This is a genomic window from Pyrodictium brockii (genome assembly GCF_055379715.1).
Genome location: NZ_AP042401.1, coordinates 634,604 through 660,537, shown reverse-complemented (window position 1 = coordinate 660,537; position 25,934 = coordinate 634,604). Strand labels below are relative to the sequence as shown.

Sequence of the window (25,934 nt, the reverse complement as noted above, 5' to 3'; positions counted from 1 at the left end):
CGTGGAGAGGGGGCGTAGGCCATGGAGAGGGGGCTCGCGAAGGCAGTGGCCGTTGCAGCCGCTGTGGGCCTCGCGGCCGCCTGGGTTATAGGCTACCCGGCCCTCGCCCCGAGGCTGGCCCGGCTGCTCCACGCGGAGTGGGTCACGCCCAGGTACAGTATAACAGTCTTCTACATGGTCCCGGTGGTGACCGACAAGGGCACAATGATACTCATAGCAGGCGCGCTGGCCGCGGCGGCGCTGCCCATCTACCTCTACGCGAGGCGCTACGTCAAGGTTATGGAGAGGCTGGATGACGAGCTGGCGGAGCTCCTCTCAACCTACGCGGGGCTGATCGCCTCCAGCAGGTCGGCGGCCGAGGCCCTCCTAATGGCCTCGAAGGTGATAAAGCCGCCGCTAAACACCTACGTGGAGAGGATGGCCAGGATATACAAGGTGACCGGGGACCTCGAGAAGGCCTTCGAGGAAGCCTTCCGCGGCGCGCCCGCGCGGGTCAGGCTGCTCGCCCGCAGCATAGTGGCAGCCTCCAAGAGCGGCGGGCTAGTCCACGAGGTCCTCTCGGCGGCAGCGACCCACACCAGGGAGAGCAGGAGGCTGGGCAAGCTAACCCAGTCGAGACTCTCAGAGTACAGCTTCGTAGTCTCACTCGCGTCGCTCACCTACGCCGTGGCCGCAGGGATAGTCCAGGCCCTCGTGGAGAAGGTGGCCGCTGGAGGCGGCTTCTTCAGCTCAATGGTTAGCCCAGGCCTCCTCGGAGGCCTCTACTTCTACTCCCTCCTCGTCATAAACGTTGCCTCATCGATAGTGATAGCCAAGGTTGTCCACGGCTACACCATACTAGCGTCAAAGTACATAATGCTGCTCACAGCGGCAAGCATGCTAGCCTTCCTAGCCTCACCCCTCCTGATAAGCTAGAGCATACACCCTAGCACCGAGCCCCCTCAAGACGCATCCATGACAAGCCACCATATACCCCATCAGTGCACAGCCGTTTCTCCCTACCGCTTCATTTTGTGTGAGAGTGTATCACTTTGTGTCGGCGGTAGGGAGTTCCACCTCAGCCATCTGGATTGAGAAATCCAGATGGCTTCACTGGTGGCGGTCGAGGCTAACGGCACGAGCCTCCCATCCACGGGAAAACCCTCCAGGGCTTAGAGCAGAGCCCCCATCACCCTGGAGGGCCCTCAAATTACACACCTACACACAACAATACATAATGAAACTTATCAATACATAATAAAACTTATAAAGTTTTCTGCCCCACGGAGGAGACGGCACCCCGCGCCACAGACTATAAACATACTATAATTTATTTATATCATAACAGCGTTATACTATAAACAATAAATGAGAGGTGCGAAGTACAGTGGTCACGCAGGATGGGGTATAGGAGTGCGGGAACGCGGCCCAGGACACCGGGCATACACTGGATGCTGAGCCCCCACAACACGGTTTTTCACACATGCTAATCCCGGATACAGGGTGGCTCCCCGTGACGGCCGACGCAGGCGTTAACGGGCTAACCGGCATGGGCAGCGCCAAGATGGAGATCTCGCCCTCCGGGATACCAGGGCTCGACAAGCTGCTCCAAGGAGGCTTCCCCCGGGGAGCCGTAATACTACTAGCCGGCAACCCCGGCACGGGTAAGACGACATTCGCAGCCAAGTTCCTATACGAGGGCGCCCTCCGGCTCAAAGAGCCGGGCATATACGTCAGCTTCGTGGAGCCGAGGCATGACTTCCTCAGACACATGGCCTCGCTAGGCATGGAGTTCGAGCCGCTTGAGGAGGAAGGGCTCTTCCGCTACGTGGAAGCCCTAACCGTAGCCGATGAAGAGACGCTGGCATCCCAGCTCGAGGACATAATAAGGACGGCTACAGAGATGAATGCAAAGAGGGTAGTGATAGACAGTATAAGCGCCATACTCCAGATACTCCAGGATAAACCGAAGGTCAGGGAGCTGCTCCAAAACTTCTTCGTCAACGGCCTCAAGCCCCTCGGAATAACATCAGTCCTGATAGCGGAGTACCCCTACGGAGCGAGAGTCGTAGACCACGGCATAGAAGAGTTCATAGTAGACGCCGTGTTCATACTAAGGTTCAAGATAGAGCAGGGGAAGCTGCAGCGCATACTAGAGCTGCGGAAAGCCCGGTGGGCGCCAATACATCAGGCAGAGCTGCCCTTCTACACGAGGCCAGGCATCGTGATTGAGATAAGCCTGCCAGAGGAGCCGGAAGAGGTGCCCCCGGTAGACTACACCAGGACCTGCAACGTGCTCGAAGCCCTCCTAGCCCTAAGCATAGGCGGGGAGAAGCTCATCGAGGTAAGCCTGCCCGGAACACGTAGGGATAGGGAGGATGCACGGAAAGTACTATCCAGCATACTCTCTATACCCGGAGGGGCCCAGGTTCTCGTAGGCCTCTCGAGCACAGTTAGCAGCAAGCTAATAGCCTCCCTCCTAGCAGCAGCCCTCACTAGGGAGAGTGGCAGGAGAACGCTAGTGGTGAGCTTCAAGTCGAGCCCACAGTCCATAATGAGCCTTGTACGGTGCCTGGCATGCAGCGACGCGGGGAACGAGCGGGAGGGGGGCGGGGACAGCTGCAGAGTAGATGACCTGTTATACGTGGTATCGCTCAACCCGACCGCCTACACGGTCAACGAGATCAACGACATGATAGACCTGGCTGTGCGGAGGCTCAAGCCAGACATAGCCATAACGGAGGGGCTTGAAATACTCGAGGCGGTGGCCGGCAAGGGGAACGAGAACTCTATAGCATATAACATGTACAATATGGTGCTCCGGTACAAGAGGAGGGGCATTACCGGGCTCTGGCTCCAGTCATTCCCGCTCCGCCAGGCGATGTTGAAGCAGACGCTCACCTCCATGTTCGACATGGGGATATATATTGAGAGCAGCCCCTACACGTCGTCCCAGCTAATGGGTAGAGCCAGCAAGCTCGCACTGGGGCTGAGCCTGGAGGTTTACCACGCTATAGCCCATACGAGCTTCAATATGCTCGTAGACACCTACCGGCTCCTCCGCTGGAACTGCTTTGGCTAAAGCTAACCTCCCCGGCCCCTCATCCGGGGCCGGTGGCATGTACCAGGCGCGTCGATACCTAATAGCCTAGCCAATAATTTATTCTCCTCACTGGCATTGTGTATTACGCTGTATGGGTCCTCCTCCTTACCTGGCCTCCCAGCAGCGCTGCGGTAAACACCTAATTGCTTGCTCACCCCTAGGGCTATGGGGGGCAGCACGGCCCCGTCCCAGCCCGAGGGGCCTGGAATGGAGGAGAGGGCGGTGCAGCTTATCCGGGAGAGGCTGCGCAGTATCGCCCTGGGCGCGCTCGCGGTCCTAGACAGCCTCTCCTTCGCCACGTACCGCGTGGACTTCGCCACCCTCCTCGTGAGGGACCCGCAGGCCGCGTACAAGGTGCTCCTAGCCTACCAGCGGAGCCCCCATAAGGCGCGCCTACTCCTCCGCAGCATCCTGCTCCCCTTCGCCCAGTCGGCCACAGAGGTGCTGGAGGCTATAGACGCGCTCGAGAAGGGGGACCCGGAGCCCCTAAAGCAGCTGATAAACCGGCTGAAGAAGGGGTAGCCCCCGGGCTGCATTGATGGACGCCCGGGGAGGGTTAAAACAGCGGGTTGGGGGAGGGGCTAGGCGGCTGGCTGCAGCTCCCCTCTCTCCTCCAGCCTTCTTATAGCCTCGGCGAGCTCGTGCAGCAGCTCCGCGGGGCTCCCGAAGCTCTCCTTCTCGACCTCGTCAAGGATCTTCTCTATGCCGACGCCGTGCCATGCTAGGCCGGCAAGCTTCTCCCTAACCTGCTCCTTGGTTACCGGGAAGCTTAGCCCGCGTATCCTCCTGAGCACCTCCACGGCCCAGTTGATGCCCCTCCTGGCGGTCACCGGCAGCTCGCCGCGCTCCTCCAGCCTCCTTATCGCCTCCGCGAGCTCATGGAGCAGCTCTGCGGGGCTCCCGAAGCTCTCCTTCTCAGCCTCGTCGAGGATCCTTGTGGCGGGTATCCCGTGGTAGTAGAAGTCCTTGAGCCTCTCGCGGAGCTGCTCCTTGGTTACCGGGAAGCTTAGCCCGCGTATCCTCCTGAGCACCTCCACGGCCCAGTTGATGCCCCGGCGGGGCATGGGTCTCCACCTCTACTCTTCTACAGTATCCGTGGATTTCCTGCACATTCATTATGTTATTAGGAAGCGCTTTTACTTAAATGTTTCCCCGGAGGTTCTGGGGGGTTCCCTCCTCGTGGCGCTGCAGAGCCTCCAGGGGAGGCCGGCGGGGCCGGTGGATCCACCGGTGCACCGACGCCCCGGGCTTCGCGGCCGGGGTGCCGGCGGCTGCTGTGGAGCGGTGCTACCCCTCACCGCAGCCGTCCACGGCCTAGGGCGGAAACCGTGCGGTTTAACCTATTTAATCCGGGAGAGGCATTCTAAACACGTGACCATGGAGAAAGGGTACAGCCCTACCGCGCCCAGCGGGCGTCGAGGGAGGCCGGGTTCATCCTGGTGGTGCTCGTGGCTAGGCCCCTGGAAGACCTCGTAGTTGTCACGGTCAACCACCGTACCGCGCCCCTCCGCGTAGTGGGGGCCCTGGAGCCCAGGGCGGGGGAGGCGTACGAGCGCCTCCACGCCCACACGGACGAGATGGTGGTGCTCGCCACCTGTAACCGGTTTGAGGTCTACGCCCTGTACTCGCCCCGGCTCCTCGCCGAGGCGGAGAGCTTCCTGGGCAGCTACGCCCGCTACGCCAGGGTTCTCCGGGGGCTGGACGCCGCCCGGCACCTCTTCCGGGTGGCCTCCGGGCTCGAGTCGGCCATACTGGGGGAGAACGAGGTCCTCGGCCAGGTTGCCAGGGCCTACGAGGAGGCGAGGAGGCGGGGCCACGCCGGGAAGTACATGTCTCTCCTCTTCCACTACGCGGTGAAGACCGGGAAGCTGGTTAGGAGCAGGACGCAGATATCCTACGGCAACGTCGGCGCCCCGGGCGCCGCCGTGCACGCCGCGGAGAAGCTCCTGGGGAGCTACGATAGGCGCACCGTGCTGGTCGTAGGCGCGGGGGAGGCTGGCTCGATTATAGCGAGCCTGGTGCGGCAGAAGAGCCGGAGCGCCCGCATAATAGTAGCCAACAGGACGCTCGAGAAGGCCGTGGAGCTCGCGGAGAGAGTGCGGGGAGAGGCCCACGGGCTCGACGAGCTGCCAGGCCTCCTCGAGGAGGCGGACGTAGTCTTCCTGGCCGTCACCGCGAGGGAGCCGCTGGTCACCCGGAGCATGCTCGAGCGTGTCAGGCCCGGCACGCTGATAGTGGACGTCTCGAACCCGCCGGCGGTAGAGCAGCCCGTGCCCGGGCACCTCGGCTACATAGGGCTGCAGGGCCTCGAAAGGGTTATCGAGAAGACGCTGGAGCGCCGCCGCATGGAGGTGCCGAAGGCGGAGAGGATGATCGAGGAGCAGCTGGCGCTGTTCCGCAAGGCCTGGATGAGGAGGGCCGCCGACGAGGCCATAACGGTGATGATGGAGTACGCGGGCCAGGTCGTCGAGGAGGAGCTGCGGGAGCTGCAGGGCAGGCTCCAGGGCCTCGGCGTCGACGGGGCGGCGGCAAGCATCACCAGGGACTTCGCCCAGAGCCTGGTGAAGAAGCTCCTCCGCCCCCTCATAGTCTATGCCCACCGCGCGGCCGAGAACGGGAGGACAGGGAACCTGGAGGAGCTGGTCGAGATGTTCCGCCGCGAGATAGAGAAGAAGACCTCGGCGAGGCCGGAGCGCGACAGCCCCGCCAGGGGCAGGCCCAGCTGCCCCCGCTAGCGGCCACCGGCCCGGGTGTAGGCCGCAGCCAGCAGCAGGGCGCCCGCATCCGCGACCAGCACCGCGTAGGTCTCCAGCACCGCTATAGAAGGCCAGCCCGCCAGGGCCTCCACGAGCAGCGCCGCCGGGGCGGCGAGGAGCCCCAGGAGCGCCAGCGAGGCGCCGAGCCCCCGCAGCCCCCTCCTCGAAAGCGCGGCGCCCAGCACCGTGTAGGAGGCGTAGAGCTGGAGGAAGAACCAGTAGGAGACAAACCTGTGCGGATAACTCCCCTCGGGGAACAAGCCTATCATTGAGAGGAAGACGCCGGCCTCCGCGAGCAGCGCCGCGCCGGCGGCCTCGAGCCGCGTAGCCGACGCCCTGTAGACGGCGGCGCCCAGGCAGAGGACGAGCAGCCCGGCCACAGCCAGGCCGAGGTTGAAGACCAGGGGGCAGCAGGCCCTGGGGGAGCCTAGGTCGCTGTAGGCGCCGCGGAGCGGGCTAAACCAGGGGTTAAGGCTCCACGCGGCCAGTATCACGGCCCAGCCGAGGACCACCACCAGGGCCGCCAGCACCGCCACAAGCCTGCCAGCCCTGGCCAAGAGGAGCCAGCCACCCCCACGCGCGGCCTCGGCGCCAGAGAGCCCCCGGGGTGCAGCCCCGGGGCCCCGGGCTAAAACCCCGGAGCCACCGGGGCAGGAGAGCGCAGCAGGCCCTTGAAGGGAGGCCCCAGAGCCCTACCACTCCCCCGCCCCGGGGGCTTCTCCATGGCGTTTGGGTGGGGGCGCGGGCGGCGCGCCGGGTCTTTCGAATCCGGTATGGGTGGTTAACTCTACTGGGCGTCAAGTTAACCGCCAGTTAACTACACCATCGCCCGAATACCCGCCCGCCACTTGGCCAGGGCCTCCCAGGCCGCGATGCAGCAGCCTCCCCGCCGCCCCAGAGGTCCCAGGCCCCGGGGCGGTAGCGGAGCCCCAGGGCTGCATGACACCCTGCACCAGCGTGGCCCAGGGGCCCGGGGCTATCCGGCCCCCTGGATCTCGGCCTTCACCGTCACCGGGAGAGGGTGGGGGAGGGGCTCACGCTCCTCGTAGCGCACAACGGCGTCGAACACCAGGGTCTTGGGAGCGGGGCCGCTCTCCCCGAGGCTCACCACCGCCCGGGGCTTTGCTATGCCCAGGACCGTCACCACCCTAGCAGTGTGCGGGTCCACCACAACTATGTCGAACATGTCGAAGTAGGCTGCGAGCTGCTCGGCGTTAGCGAGCACCAGTGCCACCTTAACCCCGCCACTCCCGCCCGGTATGTACACCTTCATCCAGTTGTGGAGCGTCAGCTGGCCGCTCGAGGGGAGCGTGGCGTTAAGCTTCAGGGGGGATATCTCGACGAGGACCCGAGTACCCGAGCTATGAGCGTGCAGTGGCTTCTCGCCCTCCGCCCCTGCCTTGGCTGTGGTGCTGGCCACGTGGCTCCTCCCCGGGGTGCTGGCAGCCTGCGTCTCCACGGGCGCCTGGTGCACGGCCTCCTGGCCACTGTTACGCGCAGCGTAGTGGGCGGGCAGCTTGGTGGCAAACACTGCTATCAAGCCGAGCACGGCGATGGAGGCGGCTAGCGTTAGCACAGCCGCCAGTATGGCCTTGTCGCCTCCCCTGTCGTAGAGGTACATAGCCGGTGGCGCACCCTCACGGCGTATCGGGATAACCTTGCTCAGCCCACACTCGCTCTAAACGAGTGCAACCTGGCCGGTATTGAACATAATCTGGCTTCAAAGGGGTGCAGCGCTGGTACACCCCTAGTAGTGCAATGCCGCGCCAGCGGCCCCTAAGGGCTACAGAACCCCGCGAATAGGTGAATAAAAATAAACCGGTTCCCTAACCTGGTTCACGCAGGCGCTACAGTATAGGCGCCGTCATGAGTATTACGTGTGCCCGGCCGGCCCCGTGGCCCCGGCCCCCGCTAGCTAGCCCGTCCACGCCCCGCCCGGCGGGCTGTTCTCTCCGAATCTTTTAAGCACAGGGTTTAATGTTTGGGGCATGCTTGTATATTAGCCTGGGCGTACCTGTTAGGATCCTCGATGAGTGATACGTGTGGGCCCCCGGCGCCGTGGGGCGCCTGCATGCTAGCTAGCCCCTGTGCGCCCGTCTCCGCGTCAAGGCTCCGGGGAACCTATACTGCCGCGTGCAGACATGTTTTGTTGTTTGCCCGTCTGTTAATAGGTTGGCTTGTGCCCTGGGTGTTACCCTCCGTGGGGTGTGCGCCGGGCCTTCGGGTGTGCGGGCAAGCCCGTATACCCTGGGGCCTGTGTAAGCCTCTCGCCTAACCTGTCAGCCGGTGGCTGGAGGGGCTGTGGGCGGCCGTGGGTGGGTGTACCGGTTGATGCACGCGTGCACTGCTCTGCCGGGAGCGTGGTGGGTGGCTAGGCGTATAGCTGGCCTCCCGGGGCTATATGCGTGGTGGCCTCTGGGTTGCCCGGGCGTGTCGTCCTGCCGGATTCTATCCTACGTGCTCTGGAGAGGGAGGCTGAGAGGAGGGAGAGTACCCCAGAGGCTGTGATTGTAGGGATGCTCCTGCGGCTTGTGGAGCCGGGGGAGAGGCCTGGGGCTCTGCTGGATGCTGCCCGTACGAGCCTGGAGCATGCCAGGGAGCTGGCTGGGGAGGGTAGGCTTGGGGATGCTTTCCGCCGTGTCTGGGCCTCTGTGCTCATGGCGCTTGATGCTCTCTCGCTCCTCCGTGGGGGCGAGAGGCCTGGGGGGCTTGCGGAGTACTGGCGCCTTGTCTCGGAGGCTATGGGGGAGCTGGGCGCGGCTGCTGACGCCTGGTATGCGGGGCTGGCCGCGTATATAGCGTGGAAGGAGGGTATCGGCGATGAGAGGCACCTGGAGGCCATGGCTGGGAGGGCTGGGAGGCTGGTGGAGGAGCTGGAGGCGCGGCTGGGGAGGGGCTAGGCGGGGGTGGGCCTGCTCTCCGGGCTCCTCTTCCCCTGGGCTAGGCGGCGGAGGAGGAGGTAGTACTCTACGCCCTGGATGAGCGCGTCGAGGCTCGCCTCCACGATGTTGTCGGAGACCGCTACAGTTGTCCATGCCCTGGAGCCGTCGGTGAGGGTTACCTCCACTCTCACCTTGCTGGCTGTGTGCCGGGCCTCGCCGGGGAGGGTCACGCGGTAGTCTATGAGCCTCACGTTCCCCGGTGTGCCGGGCAGCAGCTTCTCCAGCGCCGCCCTGAGGGCCTCGTCGACCGCGTGCACCGGGCCTCCCCCCTCGCCTGCCGCCAGCGCCTCGGCCGCGCCGGTGGAGAGCTTCACCAGCGCCCAGCTCCTTGAGCCCCGTGGGCCGCCCTCGCTTACCACCCTCCAGGCCTCGAGCCGGAAGGCCTCCTCGCGTAGGCCCAGCTCCTCCGCCAGGATGAGGAGCGCGGATGCCGGGGCGTTGTCGAAGCTGTAGCCGCTGTTCTCCAGCTGCTTCACCCTCTCAAGGGCCCTGCGGAGCCTCGGGTCCCGCTTGTCCAGCTCCAGGCCCAGCTCGCTCCTAGCCCAGGCGGCGAGGTTGGCTGCGCCGCTCAGCTCCGAGACTGTGAGCCTCCTCTCGTTCCCGACGAGGCCCGGGTCTATGTGCTCGTAGGCCCTGGGGGTCTTCAGGACCGCGTCGACGTGGACCCCCGCCTTGTGGGCGAACGCGTTGTCGCCCACGTAGGGCTGGTAGGGGTTCGGCTTCAGCCCCGCTAGCTCGTAGACGAGCCTGGAGACGCTGCGGAGGAGGCGGAGCCCCTCGGGGTTCCGCAGCGCCCTGACGCCGAGCTTCAGCTCCAGGCCGGGGACCACCTGGCAGAGGTCGGCGTTCCCCGTCCTCTCCCCGATACCGTTGACCGTGGCCTGGACGTGGGACGCGCCCGCGGCCACGCCTATGAGCGTGTTGGCTACGGCGCAGCCGCAGTCGTTGTGCATGTGCAGCCCCAGGGGCGTCTTCACCCTGCCGCGTACCTCGCGCACCACCTGGTAGACCACGTGGGGCGGCGTGCCGCCGTTGGTGTCGGCTAGGACCAGCCTCTCGGCCCCAGCCTCCTCGGCCGCCCGGAGGACGCTGAGCGCGTAGTCCGGGTCCTCCAGGTAGCCGTCGAAGAAGTGCTCGGCGTCGAATATGACGCGGACCCCGTGCTCGCGGAGGTAGCGGACGGTGTCGTAGACCATGTCCAGGTTCTCCTCGGGGCTGGCCCGGAGCACCTCCCTCACGTGGAGGGTCCAGGCCTTGCCGAACACTGTTACCCAGCGTGTGCCGGCGTCGAGCACCCTGGAGAGCAGCGGGTCGTCCTGGGGCCTCACGCCCTTGCGCCGGGTGGAGGTGAAGGCCACTATCTCGGCGTTCTCGAGGCTGTAGTCCCTTAGGACGCGGAACACCTCAGCGTCCTTAGGGTTGCTGCCGGGCCAGCCCGCCTCGATGAACGCTACCCCGAGCCTGTCGAGCTCGAGCGCTATCCTCACCTTGGCCTGGAGGCTGAAGGAGACGCCGCGGGCCTGGGCGCCGTCGCGGAGAGTCGTGTCGAGGACCTCGACGCTCTCGGGGAGCCTCGCGTCCCCTGGGAGGAGCTTGAGGTACCTGGCTGCGTGGAGTCTAGCCGCGGATTTCCCGACCACCCATAGCCTCCGTCCCTCCCGCCGCGGGTGGGAGGCGGGTGGGCTGGGGGCCGGCGGCCTCTATAAACGTGCCGCGGCGCCTGGGGAGGGCTGAGGGGCTTGGGCGAGGTGCTGGGGGAGGGCTAGCCGCGGGCGTGCAAAAGAGGGGGAGGCGGGCCCCTGGGGGTTCGGGGCTACTTCTGCTCCTCCTTGGGGTGGAAGAGGCGGTTGAGGTAGCTCTGCTCCCAGCGGTCCTTCTGGAGGGTGTAGTCGCGCTTGGGCTCCGGGTCCTTGCTGGGCTTCGGCGGCTGGGTGGTGAAGTTGAGGCCGAACTGGACGCTGAGTGTCTCCAGCTTGCCCTGGGTGTTGCCCACGTAGGCCCAGCCGAGGAAGGCGTACTGGACGCTGGCCGGCTGGCCGCCCAGCTCCTCTATGATCTTGTTGGATGCGTACAGGGCGCTCTCGTAGGCTATCTCCTGGTTCTTGGGGAAGGGCAGCTTCGCGGTGTCGCCGGCCGCCAGCACGTCGTCGTACTTCGGGCTCCTAGGGTCGGTGGGGTTCCTTACCTCCATCCAGGGGTCTCCGAGGCCCGCCTCGGCTATGAACCTGGGGGCGTGGTTGGGCTCCAGGAGGGCTAGTATCGTGTACTCTATCTTCTCGCCGCTCTCGAGCACTACCTCGTTGGGGGTTATCTCGACTATCTTCTGGCTTGTTATCAGCTCTATGCCGGCCTCCTCGTAGAGCCTGGCCACCACGTCGGCTATCACGGGGGGCTGGGTCTTCGGATTGGCGTCCACGTGGACTATCCTGAAGTTGTTCCTCACGCCGCGGTAGCGGAGCACCTGGTCGATGGCCATAGCTGTCTCGGTCGGGGCGGGGGCACAGCGGTAGGGCATGGGCGGGGCGTAGACGACGACTGTGCCCTTGGTGGCGGTCCATACGCGGTGCTTCAGCACGTCCACGCGGCCGGGCTCATAGACGTTGGCTATCCTGTGCCAGTTCTCCCTGTAGCCCTCTATGCTGGAGCCGTCGAACACGATGCCCGGGGCTACTATGAGGTAGTCGTACTCTATGCTGTTCTCCTTCCTGGTGACGTAGCTCCTGGTGGGGGACTCGGTGTAGTAGACGCGGCGCTCGGCCGGGTCGATCTTGTAGACGTTGCCGAACACGAAGTTGATGCCCTTGGCGGCAGCCTCCTCGTAGCCGCGTATCATCCTCTCATACTTCTGCTCGCCGGTCAGGAGCAGGGGGCGGCTGGGCCCGGTCATGTAGAACGGGTCCTTGGTTATGACCGTCACCTCTACCTGGTCGCCGACGCGGTCCACCAGGTTGTGGGCCGCGCCCATGCCGGCTATGCCGCCGCCGATTATGACTACCCTCTTCTTCTGGCCGGCCATGGCTCCACGCCCTCTCCTGGCGCTATCCTTCATGTATTCGGGCGTGTAAATACATCGCGGGGTGTAGGGGCATAAAAACGTAGTTGCATCGTATTGAAAATAATAGACTTGGTTGGAGTTGCTTCGGTGAGGCGGGCTCTTAGCAGAACGCTGCGGGCGGGGCCCGGGTGGGCGCGGAGCCCCCGGGGGCCCCGATCCCGAGGGCAATACACATAGCAATGCGAAACTTTATACACATAATGATTGAAACTCTTCCACGGTATAGGCCTGGGAGATAAAGGGGGGCGACGGGAGGGCTAGGGCGATAAGCCCCCGGGGGGCGCCCCTGGTTGATCCTTGCCGAGGCACGGGTGGTGGAGGCCGAGCCTGCGGGGCTGCGCTGGCCCTGGCTCCTGGCGCGGCTCGGCGGCAGGCTGGTCCGGGTGAGCGCGGCCAAGGCTCCCCGGGTGCTGGTGGCCGGGGCGGAGAGGCTCCTCCTCACGCCCTCCGGGCTCGGGGGCTACAGGCTGGCTGCCGTGGCCCGCGGGGGCCTCCTGCTGCCGGTGGACCACCGGCTTGTGGAAGCGGGGTTTCCAAGGGCTGCTGGGCTCCTCTACCGCGACCCCGGGGCGGTGGTGGAGAGGGAGAGGTGGCTCAACGGCGCCAGGGTGGACTACCTGGTCTCCACCCGCGGGGGCCTGGTGCTGGTGGAGCACAAGACCGTGGTGCATGCTGGCCTGGGGGAGGCGGTCTACCCTAGGGGCCGCGTGGACCCGAGGCTGGCGAGGCAGCTGGAGGTCATGTGGAGGGCCGCGGGGGAGGCAGGCGCGAGGGCCGAGCTTGTGGTGGCGGTGGCGGGGCCCGCCGGGGGGCTCGCGGTCCGGGATCATGGCTTGAGGGGGCTCCTGGCCGCCTGGGCTCCGAGGCTGGGGCTGCGGGCCTACCGTGTCGGGGCCCGCTGCCGGGGTGGGAGGCTGGAGCTGGTCTACCAGGGGGATCTACCGGTACACCTCTAGCCCCCTGAGGGCTTCAGGGGGGTGACGAGTAACCCCGGTGAGACCCGGCTGAAGACCCTCCCCCGGGGGGCCGGGGGAGGGGGTGACTGGAGCCCCGCATCGCCGACCCTCCCTTTAGACCCGCCTCCCACGCCCGGGGGGCTCCGGCGGAGGAGGGCTGGCCCACGGGGGCGGTGCGAAGACGCGGGGGGTAACCGTTTAATCCGGGCTTGGACCGTTATCCCTTCAGTCTCAGGCGCCTGGCCTTGCCCGGGCTCCCCGAGCGTGTGCCCCGGAGGCCTGGCTACGAGCTGACCCTCAGGAGGATCTATGAGCGGACGCTCAGCCTCTTCCCAGGGATGGAGATCGTCTACCGTACCCGGCGGGGCGTGGAGAGGTACACCTTCTCCGCCGCTGCCGAGAGGATGCAGGCCCTGGCCGCCGGCCTCGAGAGCCTCGGGGTGGGCCGCCTCGAGCCGGTGGCCACCCTTGACTGGAACACCCACTGGCACTACGAGGCGTACTTCGCCGTCCCATGATGGGGGCTGTGCTCCACCCGGTCAACGTCCGGCTCGCTCCGGCGGAGATAGCCTACATTATGAGGCAGGCCGGGGACCGGGTCGCGATAGTCCACCGCGACTTCCTCCCCCCTGGTGGAGGCTGTGGCGCCGCAGCTCGAGCGGCTCCGGGCGGTCATAGTGGTGGACGCCGAGTCCCACCCCGACCATATCGCCGGCAGGCCCCTCTACAACTACGAGGACCTGGTGAGGGAGCACCGGGGCGGCTACGAGTGGCCCGAGCTGGACGAGGACCAGCCCGCCGCAATGGGGTATACCAGCGGCACCACCGGGCTCCCGAAGGGGGTGTACCACAGCCACCGGATGATAGTGCTCCACACCCTGGCCGCCGGCCTGCACCTGGCCGCGTCCTCGCCCAGCGTGAGGGTGAGCAGCGGGGACACGATACTCCACATAGTCCCGATGTTCCATGTCTACAGCTGGGGGCTCCCCTACCTAGCCACCCTGCTGGGCATGAAGCAGGTGACCCTAACAAGCTGGACGCGGGCGTGCTCCTCCGCCTCATAGCTGAGGAGGGGGTCACCCTCACCGCCGGGGTGCCGACGATACTCTACATGCTGCTCAGCCACCCCGACTCCGAGCGCTACGACCTTAGGGGCCTCAAGTTCATCAATGGCGGCTCCGCGCTCCCCAGGGGCCTGGCCGAGCTCGCGGCCAAGCGCGGGGTAAGGGTGGTAGTCGGCTACGGCATGACCGAGACGGCGCCGGTGCTGACGATTGCGCTGCCCCACGCCGGGATACGGGACGCGGAGGAGAGGTGGCTGGACTACGCCCTCCGCACCGGCTGGCCGGTGCCCCTCGTCGACCTCCAGGTCGTGGACGAGGAGATGAGGCCCGTGCCCAGGGACGGGAGGACCATGGGCGAGATAGTGGTCCGCGCCCCCTGGGTGGCGCCCGAGTACTACATGGACAGTGAGAAGACCCGGGAGGCCTGGCGCGGGGGCTGGTTCCACACCGGCGACGTGGCGGTCTGGTACCCCGACGGCAGCGTGGTGATAGTGGACAGGGAGAAGGATATCATCAAGAGTGGGGGCGAGTGGATAAGCTCCACGAGGCTGGAGGACGCGATAAGCCTCCACCCCTGCGTGGCGGAGGTGGCGGTTGTGGCGGCCTACCATCCGAAGTGGCAGGAGCGCCCCGTGGCAGCCGTGGTTCCGAGGCCGGGCTGCGGGGACAGGGTGACCACGGAGGAGATAAGGCGCTTCCTCATGGAGAACTTCGTCGAGAAGGGCGCTATACCGAAGTGGTGGCTCCCCGGCCGCGTGGTGGTTGTAGACCAGCTGCCCAGGACAAGCGTCGGGAAGATAGACAAGAAGAAGCTAAGAGCGCAGCTCCGCGGCATACTGGCCGGGGAGGCTCCGGGGGAGGGGAAAGGCTAGCACCCCCGGGGCCCTAGGCTCGGCGGCGAGGATGCACCGCGTTGCCCGTGGACCCCCGGAGCATAGTCGCCGCAGCCCTCAGGGAGGGCCGCTCCAAGCTCCTCGAGCACGAGGCCCTAGCGCTCGTGGAGGCCTACGGGGTGCGGGTTCCGGGCTACCGGCTGGCCCGGAGCCCCCGCGAGGCCGCCGAGGCCGCCAGGGAGATCGGGTTCCCGGTGGCCCTGAAGATAGTGAGCCCCGACATAGTGCATAAGAGCGATGTGGGCGGCGTGGTGCTGGGCCTCGGCACGCCCGGGGAGGTGGAGAAGGCCTACAGCGAGGTAATCGAGAGGGTGAGGGAGAGGGCGCCGGGGGCCCGCGTGGTGGGCGTGCTGGTGCAGGCCATGGCTCCCCCGGGCGGCGTCGAGCTCGTGGTCGGGGCTGTCCGGGACCCCGTCTTCGGCCCCGCGGTCATGTTCGGGCTGGGCGGGATCTTCGTGGAGGTCTTCCGGGACGTGAGCTTCCGCGTGTCGCCCTTCACCCGGAGGGACGCGGAGGAGATGATCAGGGAGGTGAGGGCGTACCGCATCCTCCGGGGCGTGAGGGGGCTGCCGCCGAGGGATATAGGGGCGCTCGTCGACATAGTTATGGCTGTCCAGAGGCTCATGGAGGAGAACCCGGAGGTGCGGGGGCTCGACATAAACCCGGTGCTGAGCTACCCGGAGGGGGCCCTGGCTGTGGACGCGCGCGTGGTGCTCGGGGAGGGGGCTAGGTGACCAGCCTGGCTAGGGCCTCGACGCCGCCCCTCCGCAGGGCCTCGTGTATCTCCAGCGCTATTCTCTCCCCGAGGCTGAGGGGCCTGTCGAAGTAGAGGCTGCTGTACTGCCCGCCCCAGGCCATGACCGCGTTGGTGCCACCGCCTATCCTGGGGGCTATATCGTAGACCACCAGGCCCAGCTCAGGGGTCGCTATGGCCTGGAGGGTAAATGGGCCCAGGACGCCGGGGGGCTCGAGCCTCGCAGCCGCCTCGGCGAAGCGGAGGCCCAGCTCGAACACCCGGTGGAGCATGCTCTCCCTTATCGTCACGGGTATGTGGCCTATCTCTATCATCCTGGGCTCCACCGCGCCCTCAAGCCCCTCCTGGATCCAGGCCGGGAGCCTGTTTAGATCGTCTATGTTGGTCTGGAGCCTCCTGTCTATGCTGTGCAGCTCGAGCCTCCCGTAGACGAGGCTCTGGAAGAAGTTGAGGTTGAAGTGGGCGCCCGGCACATACTCCTCAACCGTCATGGCCTTGAGGCTCTCCTCGTCTATAACCCCCTTCTCCATGAGCTCCCTGAGCTTCTCGACCGCCGCCTTCCCGTCGCGGGCTATGAAGAAGGCTCTCTCCACCCTCCTCCTGGCCTCGGGGAGCTTCACTATTACGGGGCCGTCCGCGTCCTCGGGCCTCTCGTAGACCCTCGGCCTGGGGATGCCCGCCTCGTCTAGGAGGCGGTAGTAGTTCTTCCCCCCGACCCTCTCCTCCCAGCGGAGGAGGAACCGGTTCCCGAACACTGGCACGAGGAACTCGTTCTCTATCCCCTCGTAGCCCACGTAGACCGCGAAGCTCCTGTTGGGCACGAAGACGGTGTTGAGCCTCCTCATCTTCTCCTGCACTTCATCCCGGAGCATGTCCCGGTAGTCGTCCAGGACCAGCAGCTCGTCCACCACGGGGAGCATGCGGTACGCCAGGTCCCGGCCCCGCTTGGCCACGGCGAGGGTGCGGAACCCGAGCCTCCGGGCCCCGCGGAGCACGTCTAGGGCGGAGTGGCTGGCGAGTACGCCTATGGTTACCCGGGAGGGGTCGTAGCGGCGGAGTACCTCCTCCACCTCTCCACGCTCTATGGGCAAGCCCGGGGCACCGTATGGGCCGCTGAGGCCCCGGGCGCGGGATAAAACAGCCCCTTCCCCCGTGGGGGCTACTGGAGGGCTACGAGCACGAGGCCCTCGGCGAGACCTATCACCGCGCCGAGGGCTAGGCCGGCGAGCTCTATGAAGCGTAGCTCCCTGCCCGCTATCCTGCGGAAGAGGGCCTCCATCTCCCTCGAGTCGAGGGCTGATACCTGCTCGGCGACGAGCTCCCCAACCCTGACCCTGCCGGCCGCGGAGGAGGCTAGGGACTGGAGTATGGGCGAGACTATGCTCTCCGAGACAGCGTCAGCTATCTTGGCCACGTAGCCCTCGAGCGCCGCGTATAGGATAGGGTTGGAGCGGAGCATGCCCCTGAGAGCGTTCTCTATGGCGCTCCTCGCCGCCTCCTCCATGCTGGACTGCAGGTCCCGCTGCAGCCTCGGGGTCTTCAGGTACTCCTCCGCGATCTCCCCGAGCCTCCTGGCGAACTCCTCCTTCTTAGCGGGGATCAGCCCCTGCACCCTCAGGCCGAGGAGGGGTATGCGGACGGGCCTGTAGGGGCGGAAGAGGAGCTGGACAGCCACCACGTTGGTAACGTAGCCGACGAGGGCACCCACGAGCGTGGACACGAGCAGCGTAGCCAAGGCCCCGGCCACGGCCGCTAGGCACCTCTTTCCTGCAGGCCCCCGGGGGGCCGCCCCCCGGCCCCGGTATATAGGGCACCCTAGAGCCCCTGCTCCTCCATGTAGCGGAGAAGCTCAACGGTCTTGCAGGCCACGTAGCAGTGGCCGAGCGCCGCCACCGCCACGAGCCCCGCCAGGGGGCTGCCGGCGAGCCCGGCGAGGAAGACTATAAAGAGCCTCACATCCCTCCCCGCTATGCCCGGTATCCTTCCCACCAGCACCGGGTGCCGGCCGGCCAGCTTCTCCCCCACGCCATGCAGGTAGGACACCATCAGGTCGCCCGTGACGGCGAGCAGCGCGGCCGCCCCCGCCGCCAGGCCCCCGTGGCTGGCGAGCACCGCGAGGGACATGCCCGCTAGGAGGGCTATGTCGGAGAGCCTGTCCAGCACCGTGTCTAGGAGCGCGCCTGCCCTGCTCTGCCTGCCAAGGGCCCTGGCCAGCTCCCCGTCCACCCCATCCACTATGGAGCCCGCCTGCGCCAGGAGCCCGCCCAGCCAGGGAAGCCCGGCGGCGAACGCCAGGCCCCCGAGGGCCACGAGGACGGTGGCCAGCACAGTCACCGCGTCGGGGCTCGGGGGCCTCGGGAGGCGTAGGAGCATCAGGGTTATCCGGGTTGAGAGCCTCCTGTTTATCAGCCTCGAGACAAGCCCGTCGGTGGGCTTAGCCAGGCCCGCCGGCCTAGCAGCGGAGCCAGGAGAGGACATGGTCCACCACCCTCCTCCTCTCCCCCTTCTCCGCCTCCTCGAGGTCCCGGGGCGTGTCTATCTCCGTCCAGGGCTGCCCGGAGGCCTCCGCCACGTAGAGGAGGCCCCGGGCCGCCAGGCCGCTGGTGAGCGTGTTGAGGGAGAGGACCCCGCCCCCGGAGGCGAGGGCCCGGCGGGCTTCCTCGGCCAGGCCGGCGGGCCTCGCCGCGTGGACCCCGGTGTCCACGTGGCTCCAGTACCGCAGCCCCTTCCCCACCGCGTAGCCTATGCCGCCGGATGCCTGCAGCCGGGTCGCCTCCTCCACGTCCACGCAGCAGGGGTCGCCGTCGCCGGCGATGCCGTAGTGGGCCCAGCCGGGGAGGGGCTGGAGCCTGGCCGGGAGGAGGGGCGAGTAGACGTGGTCGCTCATCGATACGTAGACCGGCTCCCAGCCCAGGCCCGGGCAGCCCCGGCTAGCCAGTAGGAGGCTGTAGCCGTTCTCCCTCCACGGCTCCTCGTTCACAACCACGTCCACCGCCCCGGGGCCGTAGATGCTCTCCGCCAGCCCCCTAAGCTCGCCGGCCAGCTCCCTCCGGGTCACTATGCACGCCTCGGAGACGCCTAGCAGGTGGAGGACGCTGAGCGGGTACCAGGCGAGGGGCCGGCCGCGGAGCCTCACCAGGGGCTTGGGGCCGCCGAGCCTCCTCCCTAGCCCCGCCGCGAGCAGCACCGCATACCGGGCAGCGGCCACGAGGCCGGCACCTCCGAGCTGTGGCGGCCAACGCACGGGCTGCAGGGCGTCGAGGGGGTCGCCATCGCTGGGCTTCAACACGCCCCCGGAGGCCCGGGGGCTTCAGTGTCGGTGGCTCCGCTCACCCCCAGGGAGCGGGAGAGGGGCCCTACGGGGATGCCCCCGGAGGTGCAGGGGCCCAGTTAAAAGAAGGGCTGGCTGCAGGAGCCCCCTACCCGGCCTTCGGCTTGGCCTCGGGCTTCTCCTTCTTCTCTATCTTCACGGTCTCGCCGCGCTCTATGCGGAGCCTGGCTGTCCTCGCGAGCTCTCTCACAATGTCGGTTTTCGTCACCACGCCGACTACGCGGCCCTCCTCGTCCACAACCGGCACGCCGTCCACGTTGTGCTCGCGCATCAGCTCTATAGACTTGACCGTGTCGTCGCTCGTCCTCACGTATACGTCGCGGAGCGGCACCGTGGCGTCTATCACCAGGAGCGGGGTCACCTTGACGTAGCGGCCCTTCTTGGCGGCGCCGCGGACGAGCTTCCTGACCCATACCAGCCTGCGGCTCCGGATCCCGGTGACGGCGTCCTCGTAGGCTACGAAGGGCAGCCGGTTGGCGGAGACCACTCCTATTATCCTGGAGCCGTCGTAGACCGTGAGGGCGTCAAGGTAGAAGGTCTGCATCTTCTTGACCGCGTGGTGGAGGCTGTGGTGCGGGTGCACTATCCCTATTCTGCCCGGTGTCATCACGTTCTCTACCCTGGCGCGGCCGGCCTGGAGCCGCGCGTAGGCGTCCACGAGATCGTCCTTGGTTATGAAGCCGACGGGGCGGCCGTCATCACCGACCACTATCGCTACCTCGGCCTTCGACTCAACCATGCGGAGCGCTACCTGCTCGATGCTGTCATCCGGCCTGACCCTTGGTATGTCGGTGTCCATGACGTAGTCTATGAAGTAGCGGTCATGCACCCTCCTCTTCCAGATGGGGCCCTTGAGGCCTATGGCACGTAGCATGCTCCACTTGCTAACCACGCCTACTATCTCGCCCTTCTCATCCACCACCAGCAGGTAGTTGGTCCGGTAGCGGAGCATCATCCTCCGGGCGTGCTCCACGGTATCGTTCACCGTCACCGCCGGCAGCTCTGGCCTAGCCACGTCGGCGGCGCTGAGCCCCACCAGAGCCTCAGCCTGCGGCTTGGCTACAAGCACCTGCTGCAGCACCGTCTCGGTACTGGCGTAGGTTACGCGCTCCTCAGGCCTAACCTCTATCGGCAGCGCAGCCCTCCTAGCCGGCTTCACGCGGCCGGGCTTCGCGCCCTCCAGGTAGGCCCTCGCCACATCGAATATCGTCAGCACGCCCACCAGCCTGCCCGTCTCCTCGTCTACGACAGGCAGCACGGGGAAGTCGTTCTCCACCATTATCTTGGCGGCGTACTGGACCGGGGTCTCGGGGGTGGCGGCCGGCGCGCCGCGCAGCATTATACTGCGTACCTTGGCTATGCTCTTCAACCCCCTCTCGGACTCGCGGTGGAAGAACCAGCGGCCGGTCTCGGCGAACTCTCTGAGCGATACTATGCCTACAGGTATGGGCTCCTCCCTGCTCCTAACAACAATCTTGCCGAGCTTGCCGTGGTAGACCAGGTCGCTCCAGACCTTGTTAACTCCCTCATGCTGGGTGGTAATGTACTCCTCCAGCCCCTCGGTGGTCATAACCTCCGCGACGGTTTCAGCGGCGGGCTCGAAGCCGGCGGCCATCAGCGCCTTCACTATGTCCGCGACGCTCACCACGCCCACAACAACTGGGTTGTCCCTGGACTCTACCACGGGTACAGCGTATACCCGCTCCTCCTCCATCCTCTTGACAGCATCCCTCACGTCCTCGTCGCGGTAGGCGACAGGCCAGTCGAGCGCGATGTCCTTGGCGCGGAGGCTGGAGTAGTGGCTGGTTATCTGTATAACCTCCCTCCAGGTGACGTAGCCCTGCAGCTTCATAGTCTTCTCGCTGTCCACGAGCACCGCTATAGGCTCCTCGTTCTCCCGGAGCAGGGCCCTAACCACCGTGGCAGGGGTGTCGGGGGGGCACCACCACCCGCGGCTTCCTAGCAGCCTCCCACACCTTCATTACGAAGCCCACCCAGGGATAGAAGAGGGGGGTGCATGAGGATTAAAGACTCATGGTTAGATGAGGGCCTAACAGAAGAAGAGCAGGCCGGGGGGCCGTGAGGGGCACCGTTCTCTCCAATGGAGTGCTTCTCAAACCCCTCCCAGGGCCGCCTGGCAACGGGTGTCGCTGCGGAGACCCCCTAGGGGTTGCGCCCGGCGGAACGCTGTGGAGCTGAGCGGGGGGCGGGGGACCCGGTGCCTCATGAAGGATCTGGTGGGGTGGTGCCGCGGCCGGGATTTGAACCCGGGTCACGGGCTTGAAAGGCCCGCATACTTGGCCGGGCTATACTACCGCGGCACGCCGCGCAGCCCCTTTGCCTGGGGGAGGCCGCGGCCCTTGACGGGCGGGTGCCCCCCTGCAGGGTTTAATTAGGTTTAGTCATGCTGGCTGACGGGCTACCCGGGGCTGATGAGCCAGGCCTCCCTGGTTCCGTCCGCCCGGATGAAGACGAGCGTGCCTCCCAGGTACTCCAGCCTGTCTCCAGGCCCCCAGGGCGCTGCCGGGAGCAGCGTGTCTACATGGCTCAGCCTCCCCGTGCCGGCGTCGATCTTGTAGAGGCCGCTGTGCTGGAGGAGGAGCCAGAGCGTGGTACCGTTGCACGCCATTCCCACCGCGTAGCGGCCCGGGGCCTTCGCCAAGAGGCTCCAGCTCGAGGAGGTGGCGTTGTACAGCGCTATGTAGGGCTCCCCAGTGGTCTCATTATAGGCTAGGATGTAGACTGTGTCGCCGCTAGCCGCCGAGACGGTGTAGTTCCCGGCCACGAGCCTGCCACCATTAACAATCATCTCACCCGCGGATACGTGGCCGGCCCCGATTGTTTTACCCTGGCCCGTGAGATCTATGATGCAGTAGCTGCTCCCGCCCCCCTGGGCGACGAAGAGGTAGGGGCGCCCCTGGGCCTCCAGGGCCTCGATGCGGGTCCCCGGCCCCAGGGCTCTGCACGCGCTGGTTGCTAGCTTCCAGGTGTCCGCCTGGCTTAGGCTGCGGGCGTAGATGCCGCTGGCGTTGACCAGGTATAGCAGGCTCTTCGCGGGGCTATACACTATGTCGGCGCTACAGTTGAACACCGTGCCCGCGTCGATGCTGTAGAGGTAGGCCAGCCCGGCGCCGGTAACGTTGTAGACCTCTATGTCTCTCGAGCCGCCTCTTGCGACGAGCAGGATCGTCGACGCAGCCCCGTTCACCGTGGCGCTGCCCAGCCACGTGACCGTGCAGTCCAGCATTGTGGACTCGAGGAGGGCCAGGGAATACCGGGTGGGCTGGCTAGCGGCGCCCCCAGCCGCGGCGGCCCTCGGGGCCGCCGGCACAGGGGCTACCAGGGGGCTGCCACTCACAACGGGGATCACCGCCACCGGGGTGCGGCCACTAGCGTACCCTACCAGCGTGATGTTTACCCGGTACCCCGGCCCCAGGGCTACGGGGAGCCTGTCAGCCACGTAGGTGCTCCCGTCAGGGCTTTCAGCGACTATCCTTACCCCGCTCGAGTTCAACCTGTCGAGCATGGTTATGCTCGAGTCGTTCCAGAGCACCGTGACGCCGGTGACGAGCAGGGCGTCGGCGTAGCGGGAGGCTATCTCAATGGTTAGGTTGGAGCCGTCTAGGCTCCAGAAGATGTCGAGCGCCTTGGCTACAATCGGGGACTTGGACTTCTCTTTCACGAGGCGGGAGGCGAGCTGGCCATAGCTGTCGAGGAAGCGGAGGAGGAGGATACCCACACCCAGTATTGAGAGCAGTATCAGCGCCAGGATTACGCCCCCCACCAGCGTGCCTACCGCGCGTGAGCCCCCGCGCATCGCCCACACCCAGGCGGCGCCTAGCCGAGTTGGAGTACGAGTAGGCTGCTCGTGCCATCCTCTCTGACGTGGTAGAGCTTGCCGTCCATGTATACCAGCCGGTCGCCCGGGCTCATGGGGTAGTAGGGCGCTGTCACCGGGTAGGCGCTCCAGGAGCCAGCCGCGAGGTCGTAGTATTCCAGCTCGCCGCCCCGGAGCATCGCCCAGAGCCTCCCACGGTCCGGGTCGTAGTCCATGCCCACCGGGTAGAGGGCTGGCACCGGGCCGAGGTCCCGCACCCTGCCGTCGGAGAGGCTCAGCGCTAGGAGCCGGCCGGCCTCGCCGGTGTGTATGTAGAGGATCGAGCCGGCCTGCGCTGTTGAAGTATAGTTGCCCGGCGCCAGGGGCAGCTGTATGGTGGAGACCAGCGTGCCGTTCTCTATGCTGTAGACGTACACCCTGTCCAGGCCCCCGCCGGGGTACACGTATAGGTGGGTGCCGTTGGAGGCTGCGAAGCCTCCCTCAGCTATGCTGCTGCCGAGCGTTATAGTCTTGTTGGCCAGCCACTGCCGCCTAAAGAGGTCGTAGGGTACTGCACGGCTGCCACGCAGCACCCAGAGCCATGTGGACGCCCCCCTAACCACCGGGTCCATGGCTAGCAGCGTCGCCCCGGTGCCTGGGAGCCCCGCGGCCGTTAGGTCCACCTGCTCCGCTGCACCGCTCGCGGGATCGTATATCAGCAGACTGCTTGACTGCTCGCTGGCTATCGCTATCCTGCTGCCCGTTATAGTCACCGTGCTTGCGTTGATACTCACCAGGTCGAGCTGCAGCTGGAAGCCCGTGAACCGGCTGACCACTATCCTGACACTGAAGGAGCCCTCAACGGGTATCCTGAGGCCGGAGAGGCTTATGCTGAGGGGGCCGCTCGCATTGCCTGCCTCGACGCTGTAGACGGGAACGCCGCCGCTTATGATGGATACCTGGTAGCTGTAGGGGCTGCCTGGGTCATTAGCGTATACCTCGATGCCGGTTATCGAGATCCTGCCGCTGGTATTGTAGCTTATCTCCACGCCCGCCCTGTGAATGGTGAAGAGGCGCTCCGGCCCCACCTCGGCCTCCAGCTCTCTCACCGGCTTCTTCCGGGGCCAGAACATCAGCGAGGGGGCGTTGTTGAGGCTGCTGGCCCTCGCGTTGTTGTAGCTGGATATAGTGTAGTGCCTCCTATCTCCGAGCGAGATGCCTATGGTCGGCCTGTCGCCGCTATACCCGTTTATTGAGCCGTAGTCGAACCTTATGAGCCCGTTCTCGTAGAGCACGACGTCGAAGTCAGCTACACCGTGGTGCCAGTAGAAGTCGGTGTGCCAGCGTATGACTACCCCGGAGCCGTATTGGTCGCTGTAGCCGCTCAGTATGTATATGTCGTGCGCGTCGCCGGAAGTCATTAGGTCCTCCCAGAAGGGTGCTATCATTAGCCTCCTCTCTAGCTCGTACGTGCTGTCACTCCAGTCTGTGATACGGCTCTGGGATATGAACCCGTTGCTGCACACGTAGACGCTGCTGAGCCTTCTATCGTAGAAGGGGAAGCTGAAGGGAAGCGTATACCTCCATGCACCATCATCGGCGTGCCAGCCCATGGGGGTGCCGCCGGGTATGACTCCCCTGCGCGGCATTACCCACTCCTGGTACTGGATGGTGTAGCCGGGCCCGTCGCCCGCTGGGAGGGGCGTCATTACCTTCTCTAGGCCGTAGTAGTCCGGGTCCGGCTGGGTGGCTGAGGGGTTGCCATAGACTAAGAGGATCTTTACCCGTCCATTCGCCTGGATGCTGGGTATCTTCACCCATATGACTGCCCTGCCTGCTGTGGTGTTCCACTCCTCCACCCAGTAGGGCAGGGGCCGACAATCCTCCGTGAGCACGCGGATATCGCTTCCATCGCTCCTAGCCTTGTTGAAGTCGAAGTTCGTGGTGTCGAGCTCTATCCTCACCTGTATATCCGTGTAGCTGTAGGGGTTGGGGTTGGTTACCGTGACCTCGCGGTAGTAGCGCCACCCGGTGTAGGCTGGGCAGAGCACTGTCCCGCTGGACTGTATGTTCAGCGTGTCGCCATCCCTGGCGGAGAGGCTGGATAGGCTGCCCGACACGTGGGTTCCGTAGACTATGCTGTAGCCGCTAGGCTCCAGGACCCGGCTTGGGCTGAGCACTGCCTGGTATATCCTGGTCGCGGTGGTGTAGCCCGAGAGCACCTGGGGGAGGAGCTGTAGGGACACGGCGGGGGACGTGTAGTTACCGCTCGGGGGAGGAGCCGGGGTCACGTTGCCCGAGGGGGGTACGTACCTCCTCACCGGGATGACCACCACTGCCGGGCTCGCCGAGAAGCTGGCTACTATGGAGACGGGCTCTACCCCCGCCGGCGCGCGTAGTGTTATGTTGAGCCTATAGCCCGGGCCCAGCGCCACCGGCAGCCCCGCCACATTGTGGACTGCGCCGCTGGGCTCCTTGACGGTGATCGCCACGGAGCTTAGGGTGCCGTTGCCCTGATCCATTAGAGTGGTGCTGCCATCGCTCCAGAGCACCGTGACCCCGGTCAGCAGCACCGTCTTGGGGTAGCTTGTCTCGAGGTGCACGGTCAAAGTACCGCCCTGGAGGAGCCACCAGCCCTGGATGCTCTGGGCTATCGCCAGCGAGGCTGCACGCTCGCTAAGCATGGCTGAGATTAGTGAGCCGTACTTCTCGAAGGTCGATATAATTACGAGCGAGAAGCCTAGCGCTATGAACACCAGCACCGCTATGAGGACCATGCCGACTATACTGCCTACGGACCTATACCCTCTGCGCATGAGCATATACCTCTCCACCTTGATAGACCACCTTCACGTCAGCCGACTCGGCACCGGACCCGAGGCTGCAGGTTATCCTGGCGAGAGAGTAGGGGGGTACGGTGAAGCCCTCAACCGGCCCCTGGTCTCCATTGGTCAGGTAGACTGTACAGTTCGCAGAAGTCGAGTTGACGTAGAGCCTCTGCAGCTTCACCGGGTAGTCGCCCGAGGCTACTACAACCTGGAGGTTTCCGCTAGAATCGATGTACGCCATGGCTATATCAAGCGCCTGGTGGAGCCTGTTCTCAGCCCTGAGAGCGCTCTGCGATATCTCGTTCATCCTCTCGTTAACAGTGCTGAGCACTTTTGCCAGCAGGAAGCCGCCCACCGATATCACTATGAGCGCTAGCAGCGTCGCCGACAGAAGCTCGCTCACACCGCGATAGCGCATGGCACGGCCCCGTGTATCCTGATGAACAACATCATTTG

At 65.6% G+C, this 25,934-nt stretch carries 21 protein-coding genes, 1 tRNA gene and 1 pseudogene; 9 read left to right on the top strand and 14 right to left on the bottom strand.

Annotated features, from left to right (window positions below; translation table 11 throughout):
• Positions 1-21: 21 nt before the first annotated feature.
• The 3 genes from ACZ42Y_RS03640 to ACZ42Y_RS03630 all read left to right on the top strand — a co-directional run bounded on the left by ACZ42Y_RS03640 (position 22) and on the right by ACZ42Y_RS03630 (position 3,604).
• Positions 22-915, top strand: a complete 894-nt coding sequence (locus tag ACZ42Y_RS03640; protein ID WP_464735709.1) for a type II secretion system F family protein — start codon at positions 22-24, stop codon at positions 913-915.
• Between the two features lie 577 nt (positions 916-1,492).
• Positions 1,493-3,061: an ATPase domain-containing protein gene (locus ACZ42Y_RS03635; protein WP_464735708.1), complete on the top strand. Its 1,569-nt coding sequence runs from the start codon at positions 1,493-1,495 to the stop codon at positions 3,059-3,061.
• 228 nt (positions 3,062-3,289) lie between these two features.
• Positions 3,290-3,604, top strand: coding sequence for a hypothetical protein (locus ACZ42Y_RS03630; RefSeq protein ID WP_464735707.1), 315 nt, complete (start codon positions 3,290-3,292; stop codon positions 3,602-3,604).
• A 59-nt stretch (positions 3,605-3,663) separates the two neighbouring features.
• Here the strand turns inward: ACZ42Y_RS03630 and ACZ42Y_RS03625 are convergent, their stop codons facing one another.
• Entirely contained in the window at positions 3,664-4,146 is a 483-nt protein-coding gene (locus tag ACZ42Y_RS03625; RefSeq protein WP_464735706.1) for a DUF2795 domain-containing protein, read from the bottom strand.
• Positions 4,147-4,521: 375 nt separating this feature from the next.
• On the opposite strand from ACZ42Y_RS03625, the gene hemA reads away from it, so the two are divergent.
• On the top strand, positions 4,522-5,817 hold the full coding sequence (hemA, locus tag ACZ42Y_RS03620) for a glutamyl-tRNA reductase (RefSeq protein ID WP_464735705.1): 1,296 nt from the start codon (positions 4,522-4,524) through the stop codon (positions 5,815-5,817).
• Here the strand turns inward: hemA and ACZ42Y_RS03615 are convergent.
• Positions 5,814-6,395 (bottom strand): DUF998 domain-containing protein, encoded by a 582-nt coding sequence (locus ACZ42Y_RS03615; RefSeq protein ID WP_058371223.1) that lies wholly within the window; start codon positions 6,393-6,395, stop codon positions 5,814-5,816. The two genes, hemA and ACZ42Y_RS03615, sit on opposite strands and share 4 nt — an antisense overlap.
• A 419-nt stretch (positions 6,396-6,814) precedes the next feature.
• The gene (locus ACZ42Y_RS03610; protein WP_464735704.1) at positions 6,815-7,459 is read right to left on the bottom strand and encodes a hypothetical protein; all 645 of its coding nucleotides are present in this window, start codon (positions 7,457-7,459) and stop codon (positions 6,815-6,817) included.
• Positions 7,460-8,258: 799 nt separating this feature from the next.
• Here ACZ42Y_RS03610 and ACZ42Y_RS03605 point away from each other — a divergent pair.
• Positions 8,259-8,738, top strand: coding sequence for a hypothetical protein (locus ACZ42Y_RS03605; RefSeq protein WP_058371225.1), 480 nt, complete (start codon positions 8,259-8,261; stop codon positions 8,736-8,738).
• Here ACZ42Y_RS03605 and cimA read toward each other — a convergent pair.
• Entirely contained in the window at positions 8,735-10,420 is a 1,686-nt protein-coding gene (gene cimA, locus ACZ42Y_RS03600; RefSeq protein ID WP_083494567.1) for a citramalate synthase, read from the bottom strand. The two genes, ACZ42Y_RS03605 and cimA, sit on opposite strands and share 4 nt — an antisense overlap.
• A gap of 173 nt (positions 10,421-10,593) precedes the next feature.
• Positions 10,594-11,829, bottom strand: a complete 1,236-nt coding sequence (locus tag ACZ42Y_RS03595; RefSeq protein WP_464735703.1) for an FAD-dependent oxidoreductase — start codon at positions 11,827-11,829, stop codon at positions 10,594-10,596.
• A 296-nt stretch (positions 11,830-12,125) separates the two neighbouring features.
• Here ACZ42Y_RS03595 and ACZ42Y_RS03590 point away from each other — a divergent pair, with 296 nt between their 5' ends.
• From ACZ42Y_RS03590 to ACZ42Y_RS03575, 4 genes and pseudogenes are all read left to right on the top strand, one after another.
• Positions 12,126-12,791 (top strand): PDDEXK family nuclease, encoded by a 666-nt coding sequence (locus tag ACZ42Y_RS03590; RefSeq protein ID WP_058371227.1) that lies wholly within the window; start codon positions 12,126-12,128, stop codon positions 12,789-12,791.
• 338 nt (positions 12,792-13,129) lie between these two features.
• Positions 13,130-14,193, top strand: a pseudogene (locus ACZ42Y_RS03585) (AMP-binding protein); the annotation flags it as partial.
• Positions 14,176-14,727, top strand: coding sequence for an AMP-binding enzyme (locus ACZ42Y_RS03580; RefSeq protein ID WP_464735779.1), 552 nt, complete (start codon positions 14,176-14,178; stop codon positions 14,725-14,727). The pseudogene ACZ42Y_RS03585 and the gene ACZ42Y_RS03580, both read left to right, overlap by 18 nt.
• 47 nt (positions 14,728-14,774) lie before the next feature.
• On the top strand, positions 14,775-15,482 hold the full coding sequence (locus ACZ42Y_RS03575; protein ID WP_058371450.1) for an acetate--CoA ligase family protein: 708 nt from the start codon (positions 14,775-14,777) through the stop codon (positions 15,480-15,482).
• Here the strand turns inward: ACZ42Y_RS03575 and ACZ42Y_RS03570 are convergent.
• From ACZ42Y_RS03570 to ACZ42Y_RS03530, 9 genes are all read right to left on the bottom strand, one after another.
• The gene (locus ACZ42Y_RS03570) at positions 15,475-16,593 is read right to left on the bottom strand and encodes a formate--phosphoribosylaminoimidazolecarboxamide ligase family protein (protein WP_083494568.1); all 1,119 of its coding nucleotides are present in this window, start codon (positions 16,591-16,593) and stop codon (positions 15,475-15,477) included. The two genes, ACZ42Y_RS03575 and ACZ42Y_RS03570, sit on opposite strands and share 8 nt — an antisense overlap.
• A 68-nt stretch (positions 16,594-16,661) precedes the next feature.
• Positions 16,662-17,249, bottom strand: coding sequence for a DUF445 domain-containing protein (locus ACZ42Y_RS03565; RefSeq protein WP_058371228.1), 588 nt, complete (start codon positions 17,247-17,249; stop codon positions 16,662-16,664).
• Between the two features lie 68 nt (positions 17,250-17,317).
• A complete protein-coding gene (locus tag ACZ42Y_RS03560; RefSeq protein ID WP_058371229.1) occupies positions 17,318-17,980 on the bottom strand; it encodes a CDP-alcohol phosphatidyltransferase family protein in 663 nt (220 codons plus the stop codon).
• The gene (locus ACZ42Y_RS03555; protein ID WP_058371230.1) at positions 17,955-18,710 is read right to left on the bottom strand and encodes a phosphocholine cytidylyltransferase family protein; all 756 of its coding nucleotides are present in this window, start codon (positions 18,708-18,710) and stop codon (positions 17,955-17,957) included. Before ACZ42Y_RS03555 ends, ACZ42Y_RS03560 begins: the two co-directional genes overlap by 26 nt.
• Positions 18,711-18,921: 211 nt before the next feature.
• The gene (locus ACZ42Y_RS03550) at positions 18,922-20,751 is read right to left on the bottom strand and encodes a CBS domain-containing protein (RefSeq protein WP_464735702.1); all 1,830 of its coding nucleotides are present in this window, start codon (positions 20,749-20,751) and stop codon (positions 18,922-18,924) included.
• A 325-nt stretch (positions 20,752-21,076) separates the two neighbouring features.
• Positions 21,077-21,154: transfer RNA gene (locus ACZ42Y_RS03545), tRNA-Glu, on the bottom strand.
• 98 nt (positions 21,155-21,252) lie between these two features.
• The gene (locus ACZ42Y_RS03540; RefSeq protein WP_058371232.1) at positions 21,253-22,650 is read right to left on the bottom strand and encodes a hypothetical protein; all 1,398 of its coding nucleotides are present in this window, start codon (positions 22,648-22,650) and stop codon (positions 21,253-21,255) included.
• 20 nt (positions 22,651-22,670) lie between these two features.
• Complete coding sequence (locus tag ACZ42Y_RS03535) at positions 22,671-25,484, bottom strand: YncE family protein (protein ID WP_058371233.1); 2,814 nt, start codon at positions 25,482-25,484, stop codon at positions 22,671-22,673.
• The gene (locus ACZ42Y_RS03530) at positions 25,450-25,881 is read right to left on the bottom strand and encodes a hypothetical protein (RefSeq protein WP_464735701.1); all 432 of its coding nucleotides are present in this window, start codon (positions 25,879-25,881) and stop codon (positions 25,450-25,452) included. The genes ACZ42Y_RS03535 and ACZ42Y_RS03530 overlap by 35 nt, the downstream gene beginning before the upstream one ends.
• Between the last annotated feature and the right edge of the window lie 53 nt (positions 25,882-25,934).